This is a genomic window from Atopomonas sediminilitoris, assembly GCF_022601735.1.
In the GTDB taxonomy this organism is placed as follows: domain Bacteria; phylum Pseudomonadota; class Gammaproteobacteria; order Pseudomonadales; family Pseudomonadaceae; genus Atopomonas; species Atopomonas sediminilitoris.
This window is the reverse complement of the sequence record NZ_JAKUMM010000007.1, coordinates 211,346-237,397: the sequence shown is the minus strand read 5'-3', so window position 1 is coordinate 237,397 and position 26,052 is coordinate 211,346. Positions and strand designations below refer to the sequence as shown.

Annotated in this window: 25 protein-coding genes and 2 tRNA genes; 14 read left to right on the top strand and 13 right to left on the bottom strand. The window is 57.9% G+C overall.

Features of this window, described 5'->3' with window-relative positions:
* Positions 1-161 precede the first annotated feature (161 nt).
* Positions 162-1,751: an ABC-F family ATPase gene (locus tag MKI83_RS12780; protein ID WP_241586953.1), complete on the bottom strand. Its 1,590-nt coding sequence runs from the start codon at positions 1,749-1,751 to the stop codon at positions 162-164.
* A gap of 159 nt (positions 1,752-1,910) precedes the next feature.
* Here MKI83_RS12780 and MKI83_RS12775 point away from each other — a divergent pair, with 159 nt between their 5' ends.
* The 5 genes from MKI83_RS12775 to MKI83_RS12755 all read left to right on the top strand — a co-directional run bounded on the left by MKI83_RS12775 (position 1,911) and on the right by MKI83_RS12755 (position 6,640).
* Positions 1,911-2,897, top strand: coding sequence for an alpha/beta fold hydrolase (locus tag MKI83_RS12775; RefSeq protein ID WP_241586951.1), 987 nt, complete (start codon positions 1,911-1,913; stop codon positions 2,895-2,897).
* Between the two features lie 47 nt (positions 2,898-2,944).
* A complete protein-coding gene (locus tag MKI83_RS12770; RefSeq protein WP_241586949.1) occupies positions 2,945-4,066 on the top strand; it encodes a beta-ketoacyl-ACP synthase III in 1,122 nt (373 codons plus the stop codon).
* Between the two features lie 148 nt (positions 4,067-4,214).
* Positions 4,215-4,826, top strand: a complete 612-nt coding sequence (locus MKI83_RS12765) for an RNA polymerase sigma factor (protein ID WP_241586947.1) — start codon at positions 4,215-4,217, stop codon at positions 4,824-4,826.
* Positions 4,820-5,050, top strand: a complete 231-nt coding sequence (locus MKI83_RS12760; protein ID WP_241586944.1) for an anti-sigma factor family protein — start codon at positions 4,820-4,822, stop codon at positions 5,048-5,050. The genes MKI83_RS12765 and MKI83_RS12760 overlap by 7 nt, the downstream gene beginning before the upstream one ends.
* Positions 5,051-5,323: 273 nt before the next feature.
* Positions 5,324-6,640: an OprO/OprP family phosphate-selective porin gene (locus tag MKI83_RS12755; protein ID WP_241586942.1), complete on the top strand. Its 1,317-nt coding sequence runs from the start codon at positions 5,324-5,326 to the stop codon at positions 6,638-6,640.
* Positions 6,641-6,747: 107 nt separating this feature from the next.
* Here MKI83_RS12755 and MKI83_RS12750 read toward each other — a convergent pair whose 3' ends face one another.
* Positions 6,748-8,181, bottom strand: a complete 1,434-nt coding sequence (locus MKI83_RS12750) for a M48 family metalloprotease (protein WP_241586939.1) — start codon at positions 8,179-8,181, stop codon at positions 6,748-6,750.
* A 119-nt stretch (positions 8,182-8,300) separates the two neighbouring features.
* Here MKI83_RS12750 and MKI83_RS12745 point away from each other — a divergent pair, with 119 nt between their 5' ends.
* From MKI83_RS12745 to MKI83_RS12735, 3 genes are all read left to right on the top strand, one after another.
* Positions 8,301-8,564: a sulfurtransferase TusA family protein gene (locus tag MKI83_RS12745; protein WP_241586929.1), complete on the top strand. Its 264-nt coding sequence runs from the start codon at positions 8,301-8,303 to the stop codon at positions 8,562-8,564.
* Between the two features lie 15 nt (positions 8,565-8,579).
* The gene (locus MKI83_RS12740; protein WP_241586927.1) at positions 8,580-9,656 is read left to right on the top strand and encodes an AI-2E family transporter; all 1,077 of its coding nucleotides are present in this window, start codon (positions 8,580-8,582) and stop codon (positions 9,654-9,656) included.
* Positions 9,657-10,247: 591 nt separating this feature from the next.
* Positions 10,248-10,652 carry a tetratricopeptide repeat protein gene (locus MKI83_RS12735; protein ID WP_241586918.1) on the top strand — a complete coding sequence of 135 codons (405 nt, stop codon included), beginning with the start codon at positions 10,248-10,250 and terminating at the stop codon, positions 10,650-10,652.
* Positions 10,653-10,675: 23 nt separating this feature from the next.
* Here the strand turns inward: MKI83_RS12735 and MKI83_RS12730 are convergent, their stop codons facing one another.
* The 3 genes from MKI83_RS12730 to MKI83_RS12720 form a co-directional block, all read right to left on the bottom strand.
* The gene (locus MKI83_RS12730) at positions 10,676-11,941 is read right to left on the bottom strand and encodes an MgtC/SapB family protein (protein ID WP_241586916.1); all 1,266 of its coding nucleotides are present in this window, start codon (positions 11,939-11,941) and stop codon (positions 10,676-10,678) included.
* Between the two features lie 111 nt (positions 11,942-12,052).
* Positions 12,053-15,523 (bottom strand): PAS domain-containing hybrid sensor histidine kinase/response regulator, encoded by a 3,471-nt coding sequence (locus tag MKI83_RS12725; protein ID WP_241586914.1) that lies wholly within the window; start codon positions 15,521-15,523, stop codon positions 12,053-12,055.
* A gap of 121 nt (positions 15,524-15,644) precedes the next feature.
* Complete coding sequence (locus MKI83_RS12720) at positions 15,645-16,325, bottom strand: DUF4336 domain-containing protein (RefSeq protein WP_241586912.1); 681 nt, start codon at positions 16,323-16,325, stop codon at positions 15,645-15,647.
* 257 nt (positions 16,326-16,582) lie between these two features.
* On the opposite strand from MKI83_RS12720, the gene MKI83_RS12715 reads away from it, so the two are divergent.
* Together MKI83_RS12715 and MKI83_RS12710 are read left to right on the top strand one after the other, a co-directional pair.
* Positions 16,583-17,239 carry an AzlC family ABC transporter permease gene (locus tag MKI83_RS12715; protein WP_241587073.1) on the top strand — a complete coding sequence of 219 codons (657 nt, stop codon included), beginning with the start codon at positions 16,583-16,585 and terminating at the stop codon, positions 17,237-17,239.
* Positions 17,236-17,562: an AzlD domain-containing protein gene (locus tag MKI83_RS12710; protein ID WP_241586910.1), complete on the top strand. Its 327-nt coding sequence runs from the start codon at positions 17,236-17,238 to the stop codon at positions 17,560-17,562. Before MKI83_RS12715 ends, MKI83_RS12710 begins: the two co-directional genes overlap by 4 nt.
* A gap of 41 nt (positions 17,563-17,603) precedes the next feature.
* On the opposite strand, the gene tmpT is transcribed toward MKI83_RS12710, so the two are convergent.
* Positions 17,604-18,248: a thiopurine S-methyltransferase gene (gene tmpT / locus MKI83_RS12705; RefSeq protein ID WP_241586908.1), complete on the bottom strand. Its 645-nt coding sequence runs from the start codon at positions 18,246-18,248 to the stop codon at positions 17,604-17,606.
* Between the two features lie 110 nt (positions 18,249-18,358).
* On the opposite strand from tmpT, the gene MKI83_RS12700 reads away from it, so the two are divergent.
* Positions 18,359-18,769 carry a helix-turn-helix domain-containing protein gene (locus MKI83_RS12700; RefSeq protein ID WP_241586906.1) on the top strand — a complete coding sequence of 137 codons (411 nt, stop codon included), beginning with the start codon at positions 18,359-18,361 and terminating at the stop codon, positions 18,767-18,769.
* Between the two features lie 22 nt (positions 18,770-18,791).
* Here MKI83_RS12700 and rdgC read toward each other — a convergent pair whose 3' ends face one another.
* Positions 18,792-19,709: a recombination-associated protein RdgC gene (rdgC, locus tag MKI83_RS12695; protein WP_241586904.1), complete on the bottom strand. Its 918-nt coding sequence runs from the start codon at positions 19,707-19,709 to the stop codon at positions 18,792-18,794.
* 158 nt (positions 19,710-19,867) lie between these two features.
* Here rdgC and MKI83_RS12690 point away from each other — a divergent pair.
* Positions 19,868-19,943, top strand: a tRNA-Val gene (locus tag MKI83_RS12690).
* 15 nt (positions 19,944-19,958) lie between these two features.
* Positions 19,959-20,035: transfer RNA gene (locus MKI83_RS12685), tRNA-Asp, on the top strand.
* Between the two features lie 86 nt (positions 20,036-20,121).
* Here the strand turns inward: MKI83_RS12685 and MKI83_RS12680 are convergent.
* A complete protein-coding gene (locus MKI83_RS12680) occupies positions 20,122-20,562 on the bottom strand; it encodes a DUF411 domain-containing protein (RefSeq protein ID WP_241586901.1) in 441 nt (146 codons plus the stop codon).
* 142 nt (positions 20,563-20,704) lie between these two features.
* On the opposite strand from MKI83_RS12680, the gene MKI83_RS12675 reads away from it, so the two are divergent.
* Positions 20,705-21,082, top strand: coding sequence for a DUF4345 family protein (locus MKI83_RS12675; RefSeq protein ID WP_241586900.1), 378 nt, complete (start codon positions 20,705-20,707; stop codon positions 21,080-21,082).
* Positions 21,083-21,688: 606 nt separating this feature from the next.
* Here MKI83_RS12675 and MKI83_RS12670 read toward each other — a convergent pair.
* The 5 genes from MKI83_RS12670 to MKI83_RS12650 all read right to left on the bottom strand — a co-directional run bounded on the left by MKI83_RS12670 (position 21,689) and on the right by MKI83_RS12650 (position 26,035).
* The gene (locus tag MKI83_RS12670; RefSeq protein WP_241586898.1) at positions 21,689-22,363 is read right to left on the bottom strand and encodes an SAM-dependent methyltransferase; all 675 of its coding nucleotides are present in this window, start codon (positions 22,361-22,363) and stop codon (positions 21,689-21,691) included.
* A 158-nt stretch (positions 22,364-22,521) separates the two neighbouring features.
* Positions 22,522-23,028, bottom strand: coding sequence for a DUF4136 domain-containing protein (locus MKI83_RS12665; protein ID WP_241586888.1), 507 nt, complete (start codon positions 23,026-23,028; stop codon positions 22,522-22,524).
* 8 nt (positions 23,029-23,036) lie between these two features.
* Positions 23,037-23,549 (bottom strand): DUF4136 domain-containing protein, encoded by a 513-nt coding sequence (locus MKI83_RS12660; protein ID WP_241586887.1) that lies wholly within the window; start codon positions 23,547-23,549, stop codon positions 23,037-23,039.
* 111 nt (positions 23,550-23,660) lie between these two features.
* On the bottom strand, positions 23,661-24,743 hold the full coding sequence (gene trmA, locus MKI83_RS12655; RefSeq protein ID WP_241586886.1) for a tRNA (uridine(54)-C5)-methyltransferase TrmA: 1,083 nt from the start codon (positions 24,741-24,743) through the stop codon (positions 23,661-23,663).
* Positions 24,743-26,035, bottom strand: a complete 1,293-nt coding sequence (locus tag MKI83_RS12650) for an NCS2 family permease (protein ID WP_241586885.1) — start codon at positions 26,033-26,035, stop codon at positions 24,743-24,745. Before MKI83_RS12650 ends, trmA begins: the two co-directional genes overlap by 1 nt.
* Positions 26,036-26,052 lie beyond the last annotated feature (17 nt).

The following is a 26,052-nucleotide window of genomic DNA, read 5'->3' as shown; positions in this document are numbered from 1 at the left end:
CGCCAAGTCAGTTAGCTGAGGCGTGCGGTTTTACGCGCTGTAGGCAAGACAGCCGTGCGGCTGCTGGGAAGGGCGAAACAAGGCAGCTCAGCGTACGAAGGCTCAGCGCGCTCAGTCAGTAGTGTGACTCAACGCGCTAAACCACTTCGGATGTTGGACGCTTACAGCTCCACGCCTTGGCTGCGCAGGTAGTCGTCGTAGCTGCCGGAGAAGTCTTTGATGCCGTCTTCGGAGAGCTCGATGATGCGCGTGGCCAGCGAGCTGACAAACTCGCGGTCGTGGCTGACAAACAACAAGGTGCCGGGGTAGTTCTCCAGCGCCAAGTTCAGTGCCTCGATCGACTCCATATCCAAGTGGTTGGTCGGTTCGTCCAGCAGCATGACGTTGGCTTTACCGAGAATCAGCTTGCCGAACAGCATGCGTCCTTGCTCACCACCGGAAATCACCTTGACCGATTTTTTGATGTCGTCGTTAGAAAACAGCATGCGCCCTAAGGTGCCGCGCACCAGTTGTTCGCCGCCTTGGGTCCACTGGCCCATCCAGTCAAACAGGGTCACGTCATCGGCAAAGTCGTCGGCGTGGTCTTGCGCGAAGTAGCCAATCTCGGCGCTGTCGGTCCACTTCACGCTGCCGCTCATGGGCGGCATATCGCCGACTAAGGTGCGCAGCAAGGTGGTTTTGCCGATGCCGTTGGGGCCGATGATGGCCACGCGCTCGCCGGCTTCAATTTGTAGGCTGAAGTTTTTGAACAGGGTGTTGCCGTCGTAGCCTTGGCTAACGTTTTCTAGCGTGACGGCTTGGCGGTGCAGTTTCTTGTGCTGCTCGAAGCGAATAAACGGGCTGACACGGCTGGACGGCTTAACCTCGGCCAGTTGGATTTTGTCGATCTGCTTGGCGCGGCTGGTGGCCTGCTTGGCCTTAGAGGCGTTGGCCGAGAAGCGGCTGACGAAGGTCTGTAGCTCGGCAATCTGCGCCTTCTTCTTGGCGTTGTCCGACAGCAGACGTTCGCGCGCTTGGGTGGCGGCGGTCATGTACTCGTCGTAGTTGCCGGGGAACAGGCGCAGCTCGCCGTAATCCAAGTCGGCCATGTGCGTGCACACGCTGTTTAAGAAGTGGCGGTCGTGGGAAATGATGATCATGGTCGAGTTGCGCGCGATCAGGATGCTTTCCAACCAGCGGATGGTGTTGATGTCCAAGTGGTTGGTGGGCTCGTCCAGCAGCAACACATCGGGATCCGAGAACAGCGCTTGCGCCAGTAATACACGCAGCTTCCAGCCGGGCGCGACGGCGCTCATCGGGCCAAAGTGCTGCTCCAGCGGAATACCCAAGCCGAGCAATAGCTCACCGGCGCGCGATTCCGCGGTGTAGCCGTCCATTTCGGCAAACTGCACTTCCAGCTCGGCCACGGCCATGCCGTCGGCTTCGCTCATTTCTGGCAGGGAGTAAATGCGGTCACGTTCGGCTTTAACTTTCCACAGCTCGTCGTGGCCCATGATCACAGTATCGATCACGCTGAAGTCTTCGTAGGCGAACTGGTCTTGGCGCAGCTTGCCCAAGCGGCTGTTGGCCTCCAGCATGACTTGGCCGCCGGAGGGCTCAAGCTCGCCACCTAAAATCTTCATAAAGGTGGATTTGCCGCAGCCGTTAGCGCCGATCAAGCCGTAGCGGTTGCCGTTATTGAACTTGACGGAAACGTTCTCGAACAGCGGCTTTGGGCCGAACTGCATGGTGATATTAGCGGTTGCGATCACGGCAAATCTCTTCGTATGGGGCAAAGGGGCGCGATTGTACCGGCTTACGCGCAACGTGACACGCGGCACGCGGCATCACGATGACCGGCGGCGTGACTTGACCTTGCGCAGGCAAGGGTTAACCATCGCTAGAACTGATCTCATTGTGCAAGCACGGCCATGACCGCAACCCCCACGCCTGATGATGTGCTGATTACCCTGCCGGACTTTGCGGATGCCGCCGAAGCGCCGAGCGCGTTAGCCCAGTGGCGCAGCGAAGAACGCTGGCTGCCGCTGGCGGCTGGAGGGCGCTTGTTTGTGCAGGCGCATGTGCCGGCTAAACCGCGTGCTTTAGCGCTGTTGCTGCACGGCATGGTGGAAGACGGGCGGATTTTTTATTCACAAACCGGCAAAGGCCTCGCGCCGTTTTTGGCCGAGCGCGGCGTGTTGTGCCATAGCCCCGATTTGCGTTTGCGCGGACGCAGCGAGCCGGCGCTAGCGCCAGGCTTGGATTACAACCAAACCCAAGCCATTAGCGAAGATGTGCCTGCTTTATTGGCGCAGCTGCAAGCAGAACATCCGGACTTGCCGCTGTTTATCATTACCCACTCGTGGGGCGGTGTATTGGCCGCCAGCGCGCTGGCGCGTTTTCCCGAGTGGCGTGATCGGGTGCGCGGCCTGATTCATTTTGCCGCCAAGCGGGTGATTGCCAGCGGCAGCCCCGGCAAGCGGCTGGCGATTGACTTACTGTGGGATAGAATAGGGCGGCTGAGCGCACGTCTGTTAGGGCGTGTGCCGGCCAAAGCACTCGGCATCGGTGCGGTGGATGAGCCGCCCAGCCTGCATGCGGATAGCGTGCAGTGGATGCGCGGCCTGCCTTGGCGCGATCACGATGACGGTTTTGATTATGCTGCGGCGGCTGCGCAGCATGCATGGCCGGCGAGTTTGTACTTTGCTGGGCGCAAGGATCGCCTGCTCGGGCGCATGGATGACGTACGCGCCTTTGCTCGTGAGTTGGGCCCGCACGATGCTCAGTTGATCTTGCTCGGTAAAAGCGCCGGCTGCTCGCGCGATTACGGGCATAACGACCAGCTGACCCACCCGCAAGCGCACAGCGATCATTTTCCGCTGTTGTGTGACTGGATGGCGCAGCGGTTCGACCAATAATTAATGCGGCCTAGTGTTTAGGCCCACCTGATTGAAGAGGAATGCGTGTGCATCAAGTAGTGATTAGCGGAACGGGCCTTTACACCCCGCCGCACAGCATCTCCAACGAAGAGCTGGTCATCGCCTTCAACACCTACGTCGAGCAATTCAATGCTGACAATGCCGCGGCGATTGCTGCTGGCGAGGTGACGGCATTGGCCCCGTCGAGTGCCGAATTCATTGAAAAGGCTTCGGGCATCAAGAGCCGCTTTGTGATGAACAAAGAAGGCATCCTTGATCCTAAGCGGATGCGTCCGCTGCTGCCTGAGCGCAGCAATGACGAGCTGTGCATTCTCGCGCAAATGGGCGTGGATGCTTCGCGTGATGCGTTAGCGCGTGCTGGTCGCACCCCAGCGGACGTGGATGGTGTGATTGTCGCCTGCTCAAACTTGCAGCGGGCGTATCCTGCGATCTCCATTGAAGTGCAAGCGGCGTTGGGCATCGAAGGCTTTGCTTATGACATGAACGTGGCGTGCTCCTCGGCCACCTTCGGCCTGCAGGCGGCGATCAACAGCGTGCAGCTCGGCCAAGCGCGTAGCGTGTTGGTGGTGAGTCCAGAGATTTGCACCAGTCATCTGAATTTCTGTGATCGTGACAGCCACTTTATTTTTGGTGATGCGGCGACGGCGATTTTGGTCGAGCGCGCCGATTGTGCGACGTCGGAACAGCAGTTCGATGTGGTTGGCTCGCGCTTAAAGACCTCGTTCTCTAACAATATCCGCAATAATTTCGGCTTTCTGAATCGTTGTTCGGATACCGGCGTAGGAGCGGCGGACAAACTGTTCGTGCAGCAAGGTCGCAAGGTGTTTAAGGATGTTTGCCCGATGGCGGCGGACCTGATCAGCGGCCACTTGGCCGAGCATCACCTCGCCGCCAGCGACGTGAAGCGCTTTTGGTTGCATCAAGCCAACCTGAGCATGAATCAGCTGATTGCACGCAAAGTGCTGGGTCGTGACCCTGAGGCAGCGGAAGCACCGGTGATTTTGGATGAATACGCCAACACCAGCTCGGCCGGCTCGATCATAGCCTTCCACAAAAACCATCAAGATTTAGCCGCCGGCAGCTTGGGCGTGATCTGCTCATTTGGCGCCGGTTACTCGATCGGCAGCGTGATTGTGCGTAAACGCTAAGCGTTAAGCTGCATCAAGGTAATAAGCAAACAGCGGGCTAGCCCGCTGTTTGCTTATCGGCATCGTGCGAGCGCCCAGCCTTGCCGCTGGCGGTTTAATCACCGATGCTGAGCGCTTGACTCTGGCCGCTTAAGAACAGGAGACGGCTATGCCTTACGAGGCCGACAATCGTTTGCTTGCACGCCTACTCAAGGGCGAGCAGCCGGCGTTCACTGAGCTCGTGAAAACCTATCAAAGCCCGATGCGGGCCGTGGCCTATGCGATTGTCGGGGCCAGTCATGCCGATGAAATCGTGCAAGAGGCTTGGCTGTCGGTGATTCGTAACTTGGCTAAATTTGAGGGCCGCGCCAGCTTAAAAACTTGGCTGCTGACCATCACCGCCAACACGGCGAAAAGCAAACTGCGACAGATTCGTCGTGAGGTGTCGTTAGACAGCCTGCCCGGTGGCCATGACTTTAATCCGGATCAGCGCTACGCCGATGACGGCCATTGGTCCAGCCCACCAAGCCATTGGGAGCAAGACACGCCTGAGGCGTTGCTGAGCCAAGAAGAGCTGCGCGAGTGTCTGGATAAAACGTTGGGCAGTCTGTCGGATGTGCAGAAGTCCGTCTTGATGCTGCGCGAGCGCCAAGGCTTAGCGTTGGAAGAAATCTGTAACTTGCTGGATGTTTCTGCATCCAATGTGCGGGTGTTACTCCATCGGGCGCGGCTAAAAGTGTTTGCCACCCTAGAGCATTTTGAGGAGACCGGCGAATGTTGAGTTGTCGCGAATTGGCCGAGCAGGCCAGCCAGTATCTGGATAAAGACTTAAGCTTGAGTCAGCAGCTGTCGGTGCGCATGCACTTGCTGATGTGTCGTCATTGCCGACGCTTTATTCACCAATTGCGCTTAGGCCAGCAAGTGATTCGTCAGTACCCAGAGCCTTTGGATGAGCGTTTGGATGAACTGGCCAAGCAACTGGCCGAGCGCAGCAGCAAGCAGTAGCTCTCGCCATAGAAAAAGCCCCAAGCCCCACCGTGTTGGGGCTTTTTTGTGCCTGCGTGTTGGCGCTTGGGTGCAGGTGATTGCGATGAAAATCATGTTGCATTGCTGTGACTGGTAAAGCACAGAAAGAAATAAAAAATATTTCTTAAATAGAAAAAAAGAATAAATGCAGTCGACCTGTAACCCCTGCTCGCCAGTATTGCCCCCAACACGCACGGACTGCCCCGGCGTTGTTTTTTGCACACACACAAATGTGAACAAGGGGAACCCTTCATGACTATGCGCAAGCAATTTGCAGGTTTTGCAATCAGCGCTGTGGCATTGGCCGTAAGCGCCCAAGCCATGGCTGGCACCGTGACCACCGATGGCGCGGATATCATCATCAACACTAAGAGCGGCTTAGAAGTCGCCACCAGCGACAAGCAGTTCAGCTTCAAGCTCGGCGGCAAGCTGCAGTGGGATGCGGTCAGCTTTGATGGTCTGCGTGCTGGCGCGAATGCCGCCGATCCGTTCGGTACCACAACTGATACCTTCATTCGTCGTGGTGAGTTGGGTGTAGAAGGTGTGGCTTATAAGAATTGGGGATACGGTTTCCGTTTTTCGTATGACCGCAAAGATGCAGGTGATGATGCAAACTTTGACCGTGCATTTATTACTTACAACGGCTTTGAGGGCGTTGGCATCACCATCGGTCGTTATGGCATGGATTATGGTTTAGAAAACACCACTAGCTCATCATGGATCACCGGCATTGAGCGTCCGTTCATGTACGACTTCCTAAATGGTGATGAAGATACCGATTTCGGTGTTACAGCTATGCATGCTGGCAGCAATTACGGTTTGGCGGCAACGCTGGCAAACCGTCGTGGCGACGGCGCTGGTGGCCGGAATGAAGACGAAAGCAATAAGGATATCTACGAGTACACCCTGCGCGGCACTTTTGCTCCGTACATGGAAGGTACTGATGTTGTCCATTTGGGGCTGAACTACCACAACAGTAATGCTGACAACAACGAGACCGAAATTTCTACTCGCATGGGTATCCGTAGCGATGATGATAAGAAGGTCAAATTTGCTACGGTCGAAAAAACTGACAGTGACAGCGAGTGGGTGTTGGAGTCTGGCGCGCAGTTCGGCGCGGTTCGTCTGCAAGCCGAATACTTCAATCGCAGCGTTGAAGGTGACACAGCTGATACTGATGTCGATATTTCAGGCTACCACGCTCAAGTCTCCTACATGATTAACGGCGTACGTAAATACAAAGCTGACGCTGGTAAGTGGGATAAGCCAAGTGAAGCGGGTGCTGTTGAACTGTTTGCCCGTTATGAGAGCAGCACTGTTGACGCTGATGCTCAAGCAATTGCTGATCAGGGCGGGGTTGGTCTTGGCAATGTATCGGTAAAGAATGCTTCAAGTGACTTTGATGCTGACGCGTTCGTGCTTGGCGTTAACTACTTCCCAACACCTGCGGTGCGCGTCAGCTTGAACTATGTTGACTACGAAGTTAGCAACCTAAAGGCTACTGACGAGGCTGAGAAATTTGAAGACGACGGTAAGGCGATTCAGGCTCGCCTGCAGTACGTATTCTAAGTCGGTATAGGGTCAGGTGCGGATGTGGCCGCGCCTGACCTGTTGTTGATCATGCGCTCCACCGCTGATCATGCTCCTACTGCCCCGCCGTTTGGCGGGGCTTTTTTTTAGCGCAGCATCTTGCTGACTTCGCGCTGCTCGGTGATCAGCTGTTGTTGGCGATTATCCAACTTGGCGGCCAAGGCAAAATTGCCTTGCGCGCGGCGCTTGGCAAAGTCGAGCTGTTGAATCGCTTGATCGTAGTCGCCCACCAAGCTGAAAAACTCGGCACGGGCTTGATGCACGCCGATGATATCGCCGGCTAAGCCACGGGTTTCTGCCACCAGATACCAGATGTCAGGGTCGGTGGCGCGTTGCTTGATCAGGCCGTTAAGTACTTTGTCCGCCTCGGCGGGCTGGTTGCGCTTAAGGTTCAGTTCAGCCAGCGCCAAGTTGGCGGGGAAGTTATTGGGGGCTAGCTTGAGCAGGTTGTCGAGGCGTATTTGGGCGGCATCAAAACGGCTACGGGCGACATCCAGCTCCACTTGCGCCATGTTGAAGACCACGTCGTTGGGCGTGTCTTTCAGCAATGGAGCGAGGGTTTTCTCGGCTTCATCGTATTGACCGCCTTTTTGCTGGGCAATCGCGAGGCCATAACGCGCCGGGGTGTAGGTGGGGCTTTCTTCCAGCGTAAGCCGAAAGCGCTTGAGGGCCAGCCCCGGCGTTTCCTCATAGTGCAGCATCATGCGCACGCGAATCAGCTGATAGGGCAGGGAGTCGGTGCGACCCTTGGCGGGGTATTGTTCGGCACGGTTGCGGGTGTCAGCGATACGCGACTCAGACACCGGGTGCGTCAGTAAAAATTCTGGTGGCACGCGGCTGTAGCGGTACTGGCGCATCAAGCGCTCAAACATTTGCGGCATGCCGCGCGGATCGAAGCCTGCGCGTTCAAGGTTGACCAAGCCAATGCGGTCGGCTTCGGCTTCGTTTTGTCGTGAAAAACGCCGGCTTTCTTGCATCGCCGCCGCTTGCGCCGAGGCAATGGTGGCGATGCCGGCATCCGCCGCGCCGGCCGCAGCGGCGACCACGCCGGCTAACATGGCGGCCATCACCGGCAGTTGCATGTTCTTTTGCGCTTGTAGGCCACGGGCAAAGTGGCGCTGCGACAAGTGCGCCAATTCGTGGGCCATGACCGAGGCGTATTCGGCCTCGGTTTCGGCGGACAAGATCAAGCCGCCGTTGACACCAATAATGCCGCCGGGCGCGGCAAAAGCGTTGAGCTGCGGGCTATCGAGCAGGACAAACTCCAGTCGGCGATCACTCAACTGGCTGCTTTCGGCCAGCCGGTAGACGCTGTGTTCGATAAAGTCTTTGAGCAGCGGGTCCGACAGCGAGGGAATTTGCCCGCGCACAATGTTGAGCCACGCACGCCCTAGTTGGTGCTCTTGTTCGGGGGAGATCAGCCCTGAGCTCGCATCACCCAAGCCCGGTAAGTCGTTGGAGGCCAACGCCGGCGTGACAGCAATAGCGAGAGCAAGCAGGGTGGGGCGTAAAAAACGCATAGCGTGGGCAACCTCCAAGTAATGTCGCGGTCTACTTTAGCCGTGCCGGCGTGGCTCTGCCTAGCCGCTTGCCGGTGCACTGGGTATCCTGTGCGCTGTATTGGGCTGGGAATAGGCTGATGAGTTCCGTTGAATTGCCAATCGATTGGCAAACTGAGCTGTTTGATCAGGAGGTGGACGCGCTTGGCTTGAGCTGCCCGCTACCTTTATTAAAAGCCAAGCTGGCGCTGAGTCAGATGAGCGCCGGGCAAACGTTGCGGGTTGTGGCCACCGATGCCGGCTCGTGGCGTGATATGCATGCCTTTGCTGAGCGGGCAGGGCATGCCATGCAACGCGCTGAGCGTAATGATGCACTGTTTTGTTATTGGCTACGCAAAGCCTAAGGACACCGACTGCTCATGTTAAAAATCATTAATGATTGGATGCACCGCTACTTCTCCGATGAAGAGGCGGTGGTCATGGCCGTCATCTTGGTGTTGGGCTTCACCGTGGTGCTGACGTTGGGCGGCATGTTGGCGCCGGCCTTGATTGGCTTGGTGTTGGCGTTTTTGCTGCAAGGCCTGGTTAACTTTTTAGAGCGCCGCAAGGTGCCGCATATGCTCGCGGTGTGGTCGGTGTTTGCCTTGTTTATGGGCTTGCTTACGGTGTTCCTGTTGGTGGTGTTGCCGCTGACAGGGCGACAGCTGAGCAACTTATTTAATGAGCTGCCGCGCATGATGAGCGAGCTGCAAGCACAGCTGCTACTGCTGCCGGAGCGCTATCCGACCATGCTCAGTGAGGATCAAGTGCTGGGCGCCTTGGAAGCCGCGCGCGGCGAGCTGGGACAAGTCGGGCAGTTGGCGCTGAGCTATTCGTTATCGAGCGTGCCGTTCTTGGTCAACGCGATGATCTATTTGGTGCTGGTGCCAATCTTGGTGTTCTTCTTTTTGAAAGACCGCCAAGCCATGGGGCGCTGGTTCGCCGGCTATTTGCCGCGTCAGCGCGGTTTGATGAACCGCGTCTGGGTTGAGATGAACCAGCAAATTGCCAACTACATTCGCGGCAAGTTCATCGAGATCGTGATTGTTGGTGGCGTCACCTACGTCGGCTTTGTGGCATTCGGGCTTAATTACGCCGCGCTGCTGGCTTTGCTGGTCGGTTTGTCGGTGGTGGTGCCGTATATCGGTGCCGTGGTGGTGACGGTGCCGGTGGCTCTGATTGGCTTGTTCCAATGGGGCTGGGGTGATCAGTTCATCTGGATGATGGTGGTGTACGGGGTGATTCAGGCGCTGGATGGCAATGTCTTGGTGCCACTGTTGTTCTCCGAGGCCGTCAACCTGCACCCCGTGGCGATCATCTGTGCTGTGTTGTTGTTTGGTGGTTTGTGGGGCTTTTGGGGGGTGTTCTTTGCCATTCCCTTGGCCACCCTGTTCAAAGCGGTGCTGTACGCGTGGCCGCGTCAAGATAATCAAGATGCGCCGCTCGCAGCGGATTGATCTCGCTGTATTCGGTTACGCCTTCAGAGGCTAGGTAGGCAGCTGCGGTGGCGCGGCTGTCGACGGGCAACGCCCTCGTTTAACTCTTTTTATCGCGTGTCGCTGAGCGCGCACCGCGTAGCGTGCCGTCGGCGGCGTCTGTGTGCCTGTGGCGCCGCTGACTGGCGGTGGGCTCAAGCCCTGCTTACGCGGCAAGGAGTGAGCCAAAACAGGGCCTTCATTGCATTTTTTTTGCACTTTGTTTGTGCACTTGTGCACATTGGCAAGCATGCCGTTCACAAGCCTGTCAATCTTTTGTATAAGCCCTTGTTTTGCTTGCTTTGTTTTGTAAGTTGTTGTTTTTAAATGACTTTTAATATTGATCAAAAAGTAACCAATTTGACTTGAAGGGCGGGTTCATAGGGCTTTGCCGTGGTTATGGGCAACTTTTCCACTGAGTTATCCACAGCTTCTGTGGATTGTCCCAAGCAGGCGCTCTGGAACGGGCGTTTGCCTAAGGTAGGGGCTTTACCTTGCGTGAAAAAGGCGTAAAGTGCGCGCCTTATCACACAACCAATGCCGCCTTTTTTGCCGATGAAAAGCACCGAAAGTATGTTGTTGACGGATAAAGCGCCGCTGCGCTTTCAAGTATCGATGACTTGCGCCCGCTGGCTGTTAGATCACCCGCGCTTAGGCGCTGGCATGCAGGCTCGCCGCTTGGCCAGCCAACTGCTTAAGCGGCCGGCACGTTTGGGCATGGTGGAGGCGCAACGCCGTTTGGGCGGCTTGTTGTCGGAGTGCGGCTGCTCTGGGCGTGATCGCTTGGCGGGCATACAGATGCTGCGAGATGCAGCGCAGCGTGGTGACCAAGATGCGCAGTTTCGCTTAGGCGTGTTGCTGTTGTCAGGGCAGGCAGATGTGGCGATGGACAAAGGCCAAGCTCGTCAGTGGCTGGAGGCCGCAGGCGCCCAAGGCCATGCCCCCGCGCTGGAACTGTTGGCCACGTTGGGCGAATAAGCGGTAGCGATCGAATAAGCCCGCTAAATCGCTAACCAGGCCCACAGCAGGGCCAGCGTTAAGCCCGCCAGCATGGCCGGCAAGACCTTGCGACTCAGCGCCTGCGGTGCAATGGCGGCGATCAGCGCGCCTTTGACCAATGAGTTGACCACCACGGCGAGCAAAATGGCGCGTTCGGCCACGCTAGCGCTGAGCTCGCCTTTGGCGCTGGAGGCCAGCGACAGGGTGATCGCATCGACATCGGTGCTGCCAGATAACGCCGCGACCAAATACACCCCAGCATCGCCCAAATAGCGCCTGCCGACTTCCACCGCCAGCAAAATCGCCACCAACAAAGCGGCAAAACGCAGGGCGGGCCCCAACTCGAAGGGGTTGCGCAGGCTTGAGTCAGAGTCGGGGGTGCGCTGTCCATCGTCACGCTGATAAAAACAGTACAGCGCACCGACCAAGTAGCTCGCCGCGGCAAGCCCCAGCGGTACGCTCAAACCCGCTAATAACGCGGGGTTGATGAAGGCGACTTCCAGCAGTACGCGCGGAAACATCAGGCACGAGGTGATCAATAACCCGCAGGCCAAGGTCTGGGTAAGGTGCTTACTTTTACCCAGGCGGGCGAGGGTAAGGGTCATGGCGGTGGAGGATACGATCCCGCCGAGGGCGGCGGTCAGCAACAGGCCACGCCGCTCGCCAATCCAACGCACGGCTACATAGGCGGCAAAGCCCAAGGCGGCGATCAGTACCACCATCCACCAAATGGCATAAGGGTTAAACACCTGCCACGGGCCGTAGCCTTGGTTGGGCAGCGCCGGTAACAAGACCACCGAGATAAACAGCAGTTTTAGCGCGCCGGTTAGCTCTTGCTCGTCGAGGCGTTTGAGCGCGTTGTGCAGCATAGGCTTGAGGCTAAGCAGCAGCGCGGTTACCACGGCCCCGGCGGCGGCGATGATGGGGTAGCCAAACAGCGCGAGGCTGCCGAGCAAATACGTCAGCAGCAGGGCGACCTCGCTGGTGAGGCCTTGTTGGCCATTGCGCTGTAAGTCGCCGTAATAGGCTAAGGCGACCAAGCTGGCGAAGGCTAAAAATAAGCCCAGCCATGCCGGCAGGCCCAGCGGGGTATGGCTCAGCAAGGCGCTTAAACCACCGAGCAAGCCGGTTAAACCAAAAGTGCGAATGCCAGCGCTGACACGTAAGTCGTCTTCATTGCGGGCTTGCCAGCCGCGCTCGGTGCCAATCAGCAGACCAATGCCGAGAGCGAGGGCGAGTTGCGTTAGCCAGTCGAGGGTTTCAGGCATGTGGGCTCCAGTGCGATGGGGCGGGCACGCAGGCGCAATGCCGCTGAGTAATGACCGCGCTCAGCGGGCGCGAAGCGGCTAAAGGGATTACAGCAGCTTGTTCGCGTCGGCTCAATGCTGGATGTGACGGTTCAGCAGGGCGCGCAAGGCCGCCGGTTTGACCGGTTTGGCGAGATAACCCAAACCTTGTGCGTGTACCTCGTTGGTCAGCTCAGCGCGGCCGTCGGCACTGATCACAATGCCGGGTAGCGGCGTTTGCAGGCGTGCGCGCAGCCAGCCCATCAAGGCGGTGCCGGTTTCCCCTTCATCCAAGTGATAGTCGACCAAGGCAATGTGCGGTTGCACGCCTTCGTCGAGTAAGTGCTCGCACTCTAAGCGGTTGCGCGCGGTCCACACTTGGCAGCCCCAGCGCGATAGCAGGCTGTGCATGCCGCTTAAAATGCTGTCTTCGTTGTCGATACACAGCACTTGTAGGCCGCCGAGGCTGCCGCTGGGCTCCTTGCTTTTTACGCTGGGTTCAGGGGCGTCTTGGTGGGTGGACAGCGGGACATGCACGCAAAACACGCTGCCTTTGCCGGGCCACGAGTTTACCTCTAGGCGATGGTCGAGGATGCGGCACAGGCCGTCAGCAATGGCCAGTCCTAGGCCTAAACCTTTTTCAGCGCGGGTTTGATGGCTGTCTAGGCGTTTGAATTCTTCGAAGATGACTTTGCGCTTGTCTTCGGGGATGCCTGGGCCCTTGTCCCACACCTCAAGTCGCACTCCTTGGCCTTCTCGGCGTACGCCGAGCAACACGCGGCCACGGGCATAGCGAAAAGCATTGGTCAGGAAGTTCTGTAGCACGCGGCGTAGCAATTTGGGGTCGGTGTGCAGGCGCAATTGGCTGCTGATGATGCGCAAGTCGACGCCTTGCTCATGCGCGAGCGCGCCAAACTCTACGCGCAGTGGCTCAAACAAACGGGCGATGCTGACCGCGTGCTTGTCTGGGGTGATGCGCCCGCTTTCTAGGCGGGAAATATCCAGCAGGTCCGCGATCAAATCCTCTGCCGAACGGAGCGAGGAATCGAGGTTGCGGGCTAAGTCGGCGGCATCGCGATCCAGATCGCTTTGATTGAGCGCGGCGGCAAATAAGCGCGCGGCGTTGAGGGGTTGCATCAGATCATGGCTGACGGTGGCGAGAAAGCGACTTTTTGAGCTGTTGGCGGCGTCGGCGTGCGCGGTGGCTTGGCGCAGCTCGCTGTTGAGTTTAGACAGCGCGTGAGTGCGCTCGCTGACGCGTAGCTCCAAGCCCTCGTTGGCTTCTTTGAGCGCTTGTTCGGCGGCGCGATAGGCACTGATGTCGGTGAAGCTCATGACAAAGCCGCCGCCGGGCATTGGGTTGCCGATTAGCTCAATCACCGCACCATTGGGTAACTGTCGCTCGGAGGTATGCGCCGTGCCTTGACGCATCCATGTCAGACGCTTCTCGACGTGCAGCTCGATATCACCCTCACCGCATAAGCCACGTTGGGCGTTAAAGCGGATGATGTCGGCAATCGGGCGGCCGACCTGCACCAGCCCTTCGGGGTATTCGAACAGTTCGATATAGCGGCGATTCCACGCGACTAAGCGCAGATCTTTGTCCACCACCGACAAGCCTTGGTCGATGTTTTCAATCGCGCCTTGCAGCAGCGCACGGTTGAAGGCCAGCACTTCAGAGGCTTCACCGGCGATGGCGACCACGTCTTCGACGCCCATTTCACGGCCTTCGATCGCCGCCTTGAGCACCACGCGCGCCGACGATGCGCCGAGCACGCCGGCCAGCAAGCGTTCAGTGTGCGCCAGCCAGCCGTTGTCGGCGGCTTGTTGTTGGTCCAGTTGTTCGCCGTGCCGCGCGGCGTAGCGGCGGAAGCTGTCGCGCGCGCGTTGCTCGCCGACAAAGCGCGCGGCCAGAGCGAGCAGGTCTTGTACTTGGGCGGCCAGTGGCAGGCGTGACTCGCCGCTGCGGCCGAGTAACTCTTGACCGATAAAACGGCTGGCCTGCCAGTGTTCGGTGACGCGCGTGCGGGTTAGCAGCGATACCACGGCAAACACGGCAAAGTTACCGGCCAGCGACAACAAGGTGCCGCGTGTGAGGGGGTCTAGGGTGATGCCCAGCCATTGGCTGTCACCTAAGTTAAGGCCGGGCAAACTGTGCAGTGGCCAACCGAGGCTGCGTGCAATCAGCGGCATCACCAAGCTGTAAAACCATAAGGCGGCGCCGGTGGCTAAACCGGCAAACACACCCCGGCGGTTGGCGGTTTTCCAATACAGCGCGCCGAGCATGGCCGGGGCCAGCTGGGTGATCGCGGCAAATGCCACTTGGCCAATGGTGGCCAACGAGGCAGCGCTATCGAGCAGGCGATAGCACACGTAACCGAGCAGGATAATGGCGACAATGCTTAAACGGCGCACGGTTTGCAGCCAGTGACGGAAGGCCTCGAACGGGCGCTCGGTGCGCTGACGGCTCAGCAGCGCCGGCAGCAGCATGTCGTTACTGACCATGGTCGATAGCGCCACGGTGGAGACAATCACCATGCTAGTGGCGGCGGAAGCACCGCCGATAAAGGCGATCAACGCCAGCCACGGGTGGCCTTCGGCCAGCGGCAGGCTGATGACGTAAGAATCTGGCAGTACGGAAAGCGGCAAGCGCAGCGCACCGGCCAGCGCCAAAGGCACGACAAACAAGGCGGCCAAAATTAAGTACGCGGGGAATACCCAGCGCGCCAGGCGCAGGTCGCGTACTTCGGTGTTTTCCACCACCGTGACTTGAAACTGTCGCGGTAGGCAGACGATGGCCATCATCGCCACTAGTGTTTGCACCAGCATCGCCGGCCAGCTGTGGGTTTCTTGCCAGTAATAACGCAGCGCTGGCTGCGCTTGCGCTTCATCGATGAGGTGGTTGAAGCCGTTGTACAGGCCGTAGGTGACGAACACGCCAATAATCAAAAACGCCACCAGCTTGATCAGCGATTCAAAGGCAATCGCCAGCACTAGACCGCGGTGGTGCTCGGTGACATCCAAGCTGCGGGTGCCGAAGAGGATGGCAAATAACGCCAGAATCAGGCTGATCACCAAGGCGGTGTCTTGGCCAAATGTGCCGGCGTCGTTGGGGGCTTGGCCTTGCAGCAGGCTGACGCCCATGACGATCCCTTTCAGTTGCAAGGCAATGTAGGGCAGGATGCCGACCAAGCAAATCAAGGTCACCATCACGGCTAACAGCGGTGATTTGCCATAGCGCGCGGCAATGAAGTCAGCGATGGAGGTGATGTTTTCTTGCTTGCTGATCAGCAGCATCTTGGTCAGCAGTTTGGGCGCAAGCAGCAACAGCAGCACAGGGCCGAGATAAATCGGAATAAACGACCACAGCTGATCGGCGGCTTGGCCCACCGCACCAAAAAAAGTCCAACTGGTGCAGTACACCGCCAGCGACAAGCTGTACACCCAAGCCCGCATTTTGGCCGACATGGGCTTGCGGCTGCGGTCGCCATAAAAGGCGATCACAAACAACACGGCCATGTAGGCCAGAGCGACCAAGGCGATCAGCCCGCTGGAAATAACCATCCTCAATCCTTGTGCAGCGAAGCAGGCGTTGCCTGCGCAGAGCCATCAATAGCCGCAGTGTTACAGGTTGCGCGTTAGGCGTCAGGCACAGCCGCTTACGACCTTGGTCGTAGAACGGCGCTTATTTGAGCCATGCCATGCCCTCGCGCAGCACGGTGTTGGCGTTGTCTTCAATGATCTCACCGTGGGCCAAGATGATGCGTTTAAGCGGCAAGGCGAGCAGTTGGTCAATGCTGGCGCGTGCGGCTTTGCGGCCGGTGTACGTCAGGCGCAGCACGCGGTGCCAAGTGGCTTTGCCGTAGCAGCCGCCGAGCTTTAACCACCAGCGTGTCGGCGTGTGATCGCAGTGGTGGAAGTTCTCAAGCAAGTCACTGGAGATCAGCGTTTGGCTGGCGCCGTGATAGAACACGGTTTCGTGCAGCAGGCTGCCGTGGATGCTGATGGCGCAGAGATCACTGCGCCATGCCGTGGGCGTGTCACCATCGAATAACGAGGCAAAGCGCAGATCAGGGCGCTTTTTCGCCAGTGTCGCTGGCCCAAACAGCTGCGCGCTGGGGTAGGCGGCGACGGCATCTTGGGCAAACAGGTGATGGAAATCATTGGGGCAAACAATAAATTGCACCTCGCCCAAGGCGTCAATTTCAGCTTTTAGCGCCGCATCTAAGGCAATCGGTGAGTGCAGCCATAGCGCTCCGCTGCTTAGGCGTACGAGCGTCATGCGGGTACCGACTTCAAAGCATAAAAAACGATTGGGCGCACTGGCGACCCACAGGTTGTCGGCAAGGGGGATAAGGCGCGGCATGGTGACTCCCTTATTGTTGTTGGTTTGAGTATAACCAGCTGCGCTAACTGTTCAGGGCTTTGTGTGTTCGGCTGTGCTTGTCAGCGCTGCGCGTGGCTTGTTAGCGTGACCTGCCGTTGACATGGTGTTGATGGGGTTATTCGGAATAACTCATCATGGAAAACCTGCCGCGCTGCGCCCCTGCTGGCGATTATTGCCCTTCTTCCACCGATACGCCGTGGCGCCTGCTGGCCCAAGGCGCGCGCGATACGCTGCCGATGATTATCGGTGCCATTCCCTTTGGTTTACTGTTTGGCGCATTGGCCGTGGGGGCCGGGCTTAGCGTGTGGCAGGCATTGGGTATGTCGCTGCTGGTGTTTGCGGGTGCCGCGCAGTTTATTGCGGTGGGCTTACTCGGCGCGGGGGCTGGTGTGGCGGTCATTGTGTTGACGACGTTGATTGTGAACGCCCGGCATGCGCTGTACAGCGCCAGTTTGCAGCCCGTGATTAAGCATTTAGCGCTGCCGTGGCGTATGGGGTTGGCCTTCGGCTTAACCGATGAATGCTACGCCGTGATGCTGCGTAGGCTAGAACAAGGCGAGCTGGGCGAGCATGGGCATTGGTATTTTGCCGGCACGGTGTTGGCCATGTTCAGCAGTTGGCAGCTGTGTAGCTTGTTAGGCGCGCTGTTTGGCCAAGCGCTGCCGAATGTCAACCAGTGGGGGTTGGAGTTCGCCCTGGTCGCCAGCTTTATTGGCATTTTGTTGCCCATGCTCAAGCACAAGCCGCAGTGGTTGGCGGCGTTAGTGGCCGGTGGTGTCGCCGTGTTGACGCGTCATTGGCCTTACAACACCGGTTTGTTATTGGCGACGGCGGCGGGCATTGCCTGCGGCGTGTTGTTCGAGATGCGCAGCACTGCCAAGGAGCCGTCATGAGCGATCAATCGGTGTGGCTGCTCGTGGTGGCGATGGCGTTGGTGACGTTCGCGACGCGTTTTAGTTTGTTTGCCTTGCCCGGCGTGCAGTTTTCGCCGCGCTGGCAGCGGGCTTTGGGTTATGTGCCGGTGAGCGTATTTGCCGCGATTATCGTGCCGATGGTGCTGGCCCCACAGGGCGGAGCGGTGCAGCTTAGCCTGAGCAACCCGTATTTGCTGGGCGCGCTGGCTGCAGGTGTATTGGCCGTGCGCACCGGGAACCTCTTGTTGACCTTAATGGCAGGGTTTGCCGTGTTTGGCAGCATGAAATGGTGGTTGAGCTAAAGGCACCTTGCCCGGCATAGGCTGGGCAAGGTGTAGCGGCTTTACAGTTGCGGCTTGGGGCTGAGTAGCCACGCCACGGCTGTGGCATCAACACCTTCTAAAAACTGCGGCAACACTTGGCGCTCGAGTCGATTAAAAGCAAAGGCCTGGCCGTATAAGAGTTGAATCTCGTCGAGTTCAACGGAAAAGGGCGGGCCTTGGCGCTGTTGCTTATCAAATTCGTAGCAAATAAGCAGTTGCGCGGCATGCTGCGTGATGGCCAGTAGGTGTGGGGCGTAGCGCTGGCGCATCTCGTCGGGCAAAGCAATCAAGGCAGCGCGGTCATACACCGCATCCACTGGGCCGAGCAGCGCTTGAGTTAGGGCAAAAACATCGCCGCTAAAAATACTAATGCCTTGCGCGCTATAGCGCTTGAGCGAGCCTTGAGTGCTGACTTCAGCGCTGATCTGCAGCTGCTCAAAAAGCTCAATAACGGCGGCTTCATGCAGCTCGATGCCTTTAACTTGATAGCCTTGGCTGAGCAGCCAAGCGATATCGTTGGTTTTGCCGCATAGCGGTACAAAGACCCAACAACCTTGCGCCAGCCCTAGCTGCTGATGGTGACGAAACAGCTGCTGATTGACGTGGCCTTCGTGAAAGCCAATTTCGTTTTGTGTCCAGCGCTGGTGCCAAAAGTCTGCGTTCATGATCTTCTCCTGTGCATTGAGTGCCCGCTGCAGCATTTGTCTGGCGGGCGATGCGCTATCCTGCTTCTTCAAGTTAACTTGAGGTCAAGCGGAATTAGGAGGCAGGTGTTATGGATATCGGTGAGGTGGCACAGGCTTCAGGGTTGCCAGCGTCAACGCTTAGGTTTTATGAGGAAAAAGGCCTGATTCGCTCCAATGGGCGCAACGGCCTGCGGCGTCAGTTTGATGCGCAAGTGGTGCAGCGCTTGGCGTTGATTACGTTGGCGCGGCAGGTGGGGTTTTCGCTGGAAGAAATTGCCGGCTTGTTTCAGTCGTCCAAGGGCGAGATTGATCGGCAATTGCTGCGCGATAAAGCCGCACAGCTCAGTGCGCATATTCGGCAGTTAACAAGGATGCGCGAGGGCTTGCTGCACGCGGCTGAGTGCCAAGCGCCCAGTCACTTAGAGTGCCCTAATTTTTTGCGGATACTTAAGTTGGCCGGTAAACGGCCAGCCCCCAAGAGTCAGGCCATAGCGCGCTGAGTACGGGCTATGGCCTGAGCGGTTAAATGCCGCTGGGGACTTCTTCGCCGCCGAGGGCTTCGATCAGTTGCGGCAGGCACTCTTTGAAGGTCAGCATCATCAGGGTGAAGCTGGCGTCCATTTGTGCGGCTGCGTCGTCGCCACCTTCTTCGGCGGCTTGGTCTTGCAGTAAGTCCTCAAAGCGCAGGCGTTTGATGCCGAGCTTGTCGTCGAGCAAGAAGCTCAGTTTTTCTTGCCACGCGAGGCTCAAGCGCACCACTTGCTTGCCGGCGGTGAGGTGTTGCTGGATTTCTTCGCTGGTAAGGTCTTGGCGTTTGGCGCGGATGATGCCGCCGTCTTCGTGGCTGTCGCGCAGCTCGCACTCATCACCAATCACCAAATCATGGCTGGCGGCTTGTTCGCTGACCCACTGGGTCAGCGTGGCCGCCGGGGCGATTTTTACCGACAGCGGACGCACAGGCAGACTGCCCAGTGCTTCGCGCAGGGTGCTGAGCAAGTCTTCAGCTCGCTTGGCGCTGGAAGCGTCGACCAATACCCAGCCTTGCTTCGGGGCAATGGCCGCCCACGTGGTGGAGCGGCGCAAGAAAGCGCGCGGCAACAGGGTTTGGGTGATCTCGTCTTTGATCTGGTCGCGCTCTTTTTTGTAGACCTTGCGATGGTCGCGCGCTTCGATCTCGTCGACTTTCTCTTTTACCGCATCACGCACCACGCTGGAGGGCAGGATGCGTTCTTCTTTGCGCGCAGCAATTAAGAAAAAGTCGCCGCTGACATGGGCCAGCGCGTCGCTGTGTTTGCCCAGTGCTGGAGTGAAACCGTAGGTGGCGAGCTCTTGCGAGCCGCAGGCGCGCGCAGGCTTTTGCGCAAGGGCTTCATTTAAACCGTCTTCGGTGAGGGGCAGGTCTTGAGTCAGGCGATAAACCAGCAGGTTACGAAACCACATAAAACATCACTCTCGGCGCAAAAGGGCATTATTCCCGTGTCAGCGGCACAAGGCCAAGGGCAAGTCGTAACTTATTGCTATTACATAAAAAAATTTAAAAACAGGGGTTGCCAAGCGCAGTTCTGCTCCCTAGAATGCGCCCCACTTCGAGAGCAAACGGGTGGTTAGCTCAGCTGGGAGAGCAGCTGCCTTACAAGCAGCGGGTCGGCGGTTCGATCCCGTCACCACCCACCACTCTTGAGGTAACGCGCAGCGGTAGTTCAGTCGGTTAGAATACCGGCCTGTCACGCCGGGGGTCGCGGGTTCGAGTCCCGTCCGCTGCGCCATATTAAAAAGCCTGAGTCGCAAGACTCAGGCTTTTTTCGTTGCGCGAAAAAAATAGTGCGCCGCCGCAGTACAGCGGCGCAGTCGGTTATTCGCCGGCATAGTGTTGGATCACTTCGCTCTGGCCGTCTTTATGCAGGCCAACCACGTCGTAGGCCTCTTTGCGGGCGCCCATCTCCATACCGGGCGAGCCTAGGGGCATGCCGGGCACGGCAAGGCCGAGCAAGTCATTGCGCTGTTTGAGCGCCAAGATATCGCTGGCAGGCACATGGCCTTCAACGAATTTGCCTTGGTATACGCCGGTGTGGCACGAGCCCATGGCATACGGCACGCCAAGGCGTTGTTTGATCGCGCTCATGTCGTTTTCTACGTGGTCTTGTACGGTGAAGCCGTTGTCTTCTAAGTGCTCAATCCACGCTTTGCAGCAGCCACAGCTTTCATTGCGGTACACGTCGATCACTTCAGCGGCCATGCTGGCGAAGCTTGAAAGGCTTAGGGCGGCGATAAGGCTGGCGCGGATTAACAACATGCAGACTCCGTAAGATGCTGGCGAGTAAGGTGTCAGTCTATGGTACGGCAGATGCGCTTGGCTTTGACCTTTGTCAGCGCATGGGTATGCTGGCGGCCTGTTTTTGTCTACGTTCCGGCTGGGGCGTTTTGAGGAGTGATGTATGCGAGTGAAACAAGCGTTTTTGATTCTGCAGGCGGTGGCTTTGCTGGGCTTTGGCTTGGCCTACTTGATTGTGCCGCTGCAGATGGCCGAACTGTCGGGCATGGGGTTGTTGACCTCCGCCGCGGTGACCGATGTGCGCGCTTACTACGGCGGCTTAGAGATTGGTTTGGCCGTGTATTTGCTGTTGAGCCTAAAGAGTGAGGCGGATCGTTTTAACGCCTTGCGTCTGTTGGGTATCGCTTACTTTGCGATGTTTGGCGCGCGTTTGGCGGGGATTTTTATCGACGGTGGTGAGCAACAGTTCAATTACATTGCGCTGGGTCTAGAGGGCGTGAGCTTGGTGTTGGCGGTGTTTTTGATGGGGCGTCGTGGGTAAGCGAGGTTAGTTGCTGCGGTTTGTTTGACTTAGCTTTTGCGGCAAGCTGATTCCCGCGTGAGTTGATGCATTTCATTGCGCCCTCCCGGCGCGTCACTTTCTTCTTGCGTGCCCAAGAAGAAAGTAACCAAAGAAGAAGGGCACCCTGTGTCCGGGTTTGGCCTGCGGCCAAACTCCCTTCGCGCCGGGCCTGCTCCACGGGTCGCGGCGAATGGCCATCCTGGCCCATCGCCACTCGCTCGACATCCCTGTCTCGCGCCCCGCTGCGCAAACCCTCTGCTCAGCCGAACACCAAGGGGTTGTCGCCTTCGCACGAAATGCGTTTTCAAAACATCAACAATTGAAATACGTCAGCTCAACAACAGCTAACACATTGAAACCGCCAAGCCATCGACCTGCACCAACGCCCCCTTCGGGCTGGGCCTCTGGAAGAAGCCTGGAGTGAGGGAACCCGGCGCAGCCGGGCCAATGGCGGGGGCCTGTTTCTTGTGCTTACTATTCTTTCGCAAAGAATAGTAAGTCGCCGGGAGGCGAAATCAGCGCTCGTAATTAAGCGCGCCTAACTAGCTAGGCGCTGATGTTTTTTGATACTGGAGCCAAGGCGCTTTAAGGCGTGATTGTCAGAATGTTGACTGCATTTTTCTGGAATCGATAATCGCTTCGTGAAACTGTGCATTTCATATTTCGTGCAGCAAGGTGCATGAGAAGCGGCTCTACATACTCTGACTGTTCGCCTTTAAGAGTGGTTAACGGGTAAATCCGCACTTCTTTTGCGACGCGGTTTAGTTCGAGGATTGCGTCTAAATGTTGTTGAAGGCTCAGTTGCTCGCTGTAGAGGAATAGGAAGTGCGAGCAAACGGCAAGATCAAACTGCTGAGCCTCGAAAGGCAGTTTTGGTAGAGCCGCGTCTATATAGCGGTTTTCTTGTTTACCTTGTTCGTAGTCCGCTAGGAAAGTCCCCATAGCAGCCATTCTTATTTTTCCAAGCTCTTCGACGGAGGCTATGGTGCTCCATAGGTAGTTGCTTTTCGTGCGCTCCATTTGTGGCATGACTTCATCATAAACCTCGTCGATTCGGCTCTTTAATTGATCGTGCGAGAAGGAGTAAACCGGATCAATGGAGGTGACAGAGCCACCAAGCTTGGTCAATTCAGCATTGAACGATGCCGGGCCGTCACCGCAGCCTAGGATCGACTTGGTTAGATCGTGTTCAGAAAGGCAGAACATCTTTTTATATTCTGCCAATGATCGGCCCCACGGCACTGCGTTTTTCAATTCCATTTGATCTTTCCTTATTGATTTTTCTAGGCCTGCAATCGAGGTGCTACAGCTATTATTTTCTGAGTAGAACTTCTGCTATGAAGTCGCCGAGACGGCTTATGGCGAAGGCGAGAATGGTGTCCATTTATCCTCAGTGTGTTGCGCTTGGTGAATGAGGGTTAGGGTCGATACTCTGGAAACCCCCGCAAAATCCGCTCAGCAAAACCGTTATAACGACTTTGCGCATCCTGCGCCGAGGGCTTGATGTCATTGCGCAGTTGCACACTAAACACCCCTTGGTTATCGCGGGTGTCTTCAATATTCAGCATGAGCTCGCCCACTTGCTCTGGCACGGCGACTAGCTCTTCGTAAAGGCTGCCGTGGGCGTCTTGTTTTAAGACGACTTGCTTCAGGGTTTTATTGCGTAGCTCGGCGCTGTAGCGCAGTAGCAAGTCGGCTTGTTGTTGTGGTGGCAGGGCGACATAGCCTTTGGCTTGCATGGCGCGGTGCAAGGCGGGTTCTAGCAAGTGCTCTTGCGATTGCTGGTGGCCGCGGGTGAGCACGGCCTCAATGCGGTAGGTTTTCGCCGGTGCTTGGGCAGCGCTGGGGCTTTCTGAGCTGGGCTGTTGCGCACAGCCGCCGAGCAAGAAGGGGAATAAGAGCAGGGCGGCGGTTAGTAGGCGCATGAACAGGCTCAAGGGGTGGCGCGGGGTACCTCATTAAACAAGCGCGTGGCGGCTTGGTCAAAAGCCTTCTGCGACAGATCAGGGTGTTGCAGGGTACGACTGCCGGCGACATCCAAAAGAATATTGTCACTGCGGTCGAGCAGGCGCAGCGCCAGGCGGACCTGTTCTTCTTGAATGATTTCGGTGCGGGTGTAGGTGCCTTGGCTGGTGATCACCGGGCGCTGATTGATGCCCGCTTGGCTGCTGAGGCCGAAGGCGTACAGCACACGAATGTCGGCGTCGTCGGCTTGGTAGCGATAGCCTTTGGCTTCCAGCGCTTGGCGCAGTGCTTGGTTAACCTTGGGCTCTAGGTCGAGGCGATGGCCTTTGGTGCGCAGAGGGCTGAGGCTAAAGGTGCGTAAGTCATGCCAGCGTTCAGGGCCCAGTAGAGACGGCATCAGCGCATCCGTGGGGACTGGATCGCTGCTGCAGCCGGCCAAGGCAACGAGGCTAAACAGAACGCTGAGAATAAGACGGCGCATGGGTGAGGCTCCTTGTTGTTATTGGCCTCACCCTAGTGCATTCCACCGCTAATGTCGCCCTGCCTTGGTATGGCGATCGGGGCTTGGCGTTACCGGCGTACCGGCAACCGTTTAGCGTCGCTCCAGCAATACGCCGCTTTCCATATGGTGGGTGTACGGGAACTGGTCGAACAATGCGGCACGGGTGATGCGGTGCGTGGTGCTGAGTTGCTCTAAGTTGCTGGCCAGCGTTTGCGGATTGCACGAAATGTACAGGATGCGGGCAAAGCGTTGCGTCAGCGCACAGGTGTCCGGGTCCATGCCTGCGCGTGGTGGGTCGACAAACACAGTGCCAAAGTCATAGCTGGACAAATCAATGCCGGCCAGACGCCGAAACGGCCGCACGCCGTTGAGTGCTTGGGTCAGTTCTTCGGCGGAGAGACGCACGAGCGTGGTGTTGTTGATGTCGTTATCTGCCAGGTTATGCAGCGCGGCATTCACCGAGGTTTTGCTGATTTCGGTGGCCAAGGCGCGGCGCGCACGGCTGGCCAGCGGCAGGGTGAAGTTGCCGTTGCCGCAATACAGCTCGAGCAGGTCATCCTCACGCGAGCCCATGACGTCGTAGGCCCAGTTGAGCATCTTCTGGCACACCGCGCCGTTAGGCTGGGTGAAGGCTCCTTCCGGCTGGCGATAGCGAAAGCTGCGACCGGCCACGGTTAAGGCTTCTTCCGCATAATCGCGGCCAAACACCACGCGCTGGCCGCGTGCGCGGCCAATAACGCTAACGTTTAACTGCGCGGCCAGGGCTTGGGCGGCGGCCTCCCAAGCGGCATCCAACGGGCGGTGGTAGCACAGGGTAATCAGCGCATCGCCGGCCAGTGTGGTGAGAAACTCCACTTGAAACAGCTTAAACGACAGCGCATCGCTGGCTTGCCACGCGGCTTTCAGTGCGGGCATCAGTGCATTGATGCGCTGACTGGCGATCGGGAAATCGTCAATGAACACGGGTTTGCGCTTGTCGCCATCAAACATGGCGTAGTGACGCTCGCCGTCTTCGCGCCAGAGGCGAAACTCCGCACGCAAGCGGTAGTGCTCGCGCGGGGAGTCGAAGATTTCCAGCTCGGGGGCGGCAAACGGCGCCAGCAGCTCGCGCAGGCGCTCGGCTTTGGCGTTGAGCTGGGTGTCGTAGCCGGCAGGATTAAACGCAGTGGTCATTAGGCGAAGAAACCCAGTTTAACGATGAACAGGCCACCCAAAACCAGCAGGGCAGGGTTCAGTTCTTTGTGGCGACCAGCCAGCAGCTTGATGGCGCACCAGGCAATGAAGCCAAACGCGATGCCGTTGGCGATCGAGAAGGTCAGCGGCATGGCCAGTGTGGTGACCACTACCGGCGCGGCGTCGGTGATGTCGTCCCAATGCACTTGGGTCAAGCCGCCGGCCATCAGCACGGCAACAAAGAACAGCGCAGGGGCGGTGGCGTATGCCGGCACGGCACCCGCTAGGGGCGAAATAAACAGGCTAGCCAAAAACAGCGCCGCGACGACGCAAGCCGTCAAGCCGGTACGGCCGCCGGCACTGATGCCCGCAGCAGACTCGATGTAGCTGGTGGTGGTTGAGGTACCCAGTGCGGCGCCAGCCATGGTGGCGGTGCTGTCTGCCAGCAGGGCGCGGCCTAGCTTGGGCATTTTGCCGTCGACATCGACCAGCTTGGCTTTTTGCGCCACGCCAATCAGGGTGCCGGAGGTGTCAAACAAATCCACAAACAGGAAGGCGAAGATCACGCTGAGTAGGCCGATATCCAGCGCACCGGCGATGTCTAGCTCCAGCAGGGTGGGCATCAGGCTGGGGGGCATAGAGAACACGCCGTCGATGCTCGACTGACCCAAGGCGATGGATAAGCCAGTGATGATCAGGATGCCGATCATCACCGCGCCGGTGACCTGACGATGCGCCAGCGCCACGATGATGAAGAAGCCTAAGGTGGCCAGAATCGGGCCGGCGGCGGTCATGTCACCCAAGGTGACCAAGGTGGCGGGGTGATCCACCACGATGCCGGCGTTTTTCAGCGCAATCAGCGCCAAGAATAGGCCGATACCGGCGGCAATCGCCGAGCGCAGCGCCATGGGGATGCTGTTGATGATCCATTCGCGCACTTTGAAAATCGACAATAAAAAGAACAGCGCGCCGGAAATAAACACCGCACCCAAGGCCACTTGCCACTTGTAGCCCATGGTTAAGACCACGGTGTAGGTGAAGAAGGCGTTCAAGCCCATGCCCGGAGCGAGGGCGATGGGGTAGTTGGCCAGCAGGCCCATGATCAGCGAGCCAATGGCGGCGGCTAAACAGGTCGCAACAAACACCGCGCCTTTATCCATGCCGGTTTCGGCCAGCATGTTGGGGTTAACAAACAGGATGTAGGCCATGGTCAGGAAGGTGGTGACACCTGCCAGCACTTCGGTGCGCACGGTGGTTTGGTGTGCGCTGAGTTGGAACAGTCTTTCCAGCATCGTGTGATCCCCAAGAT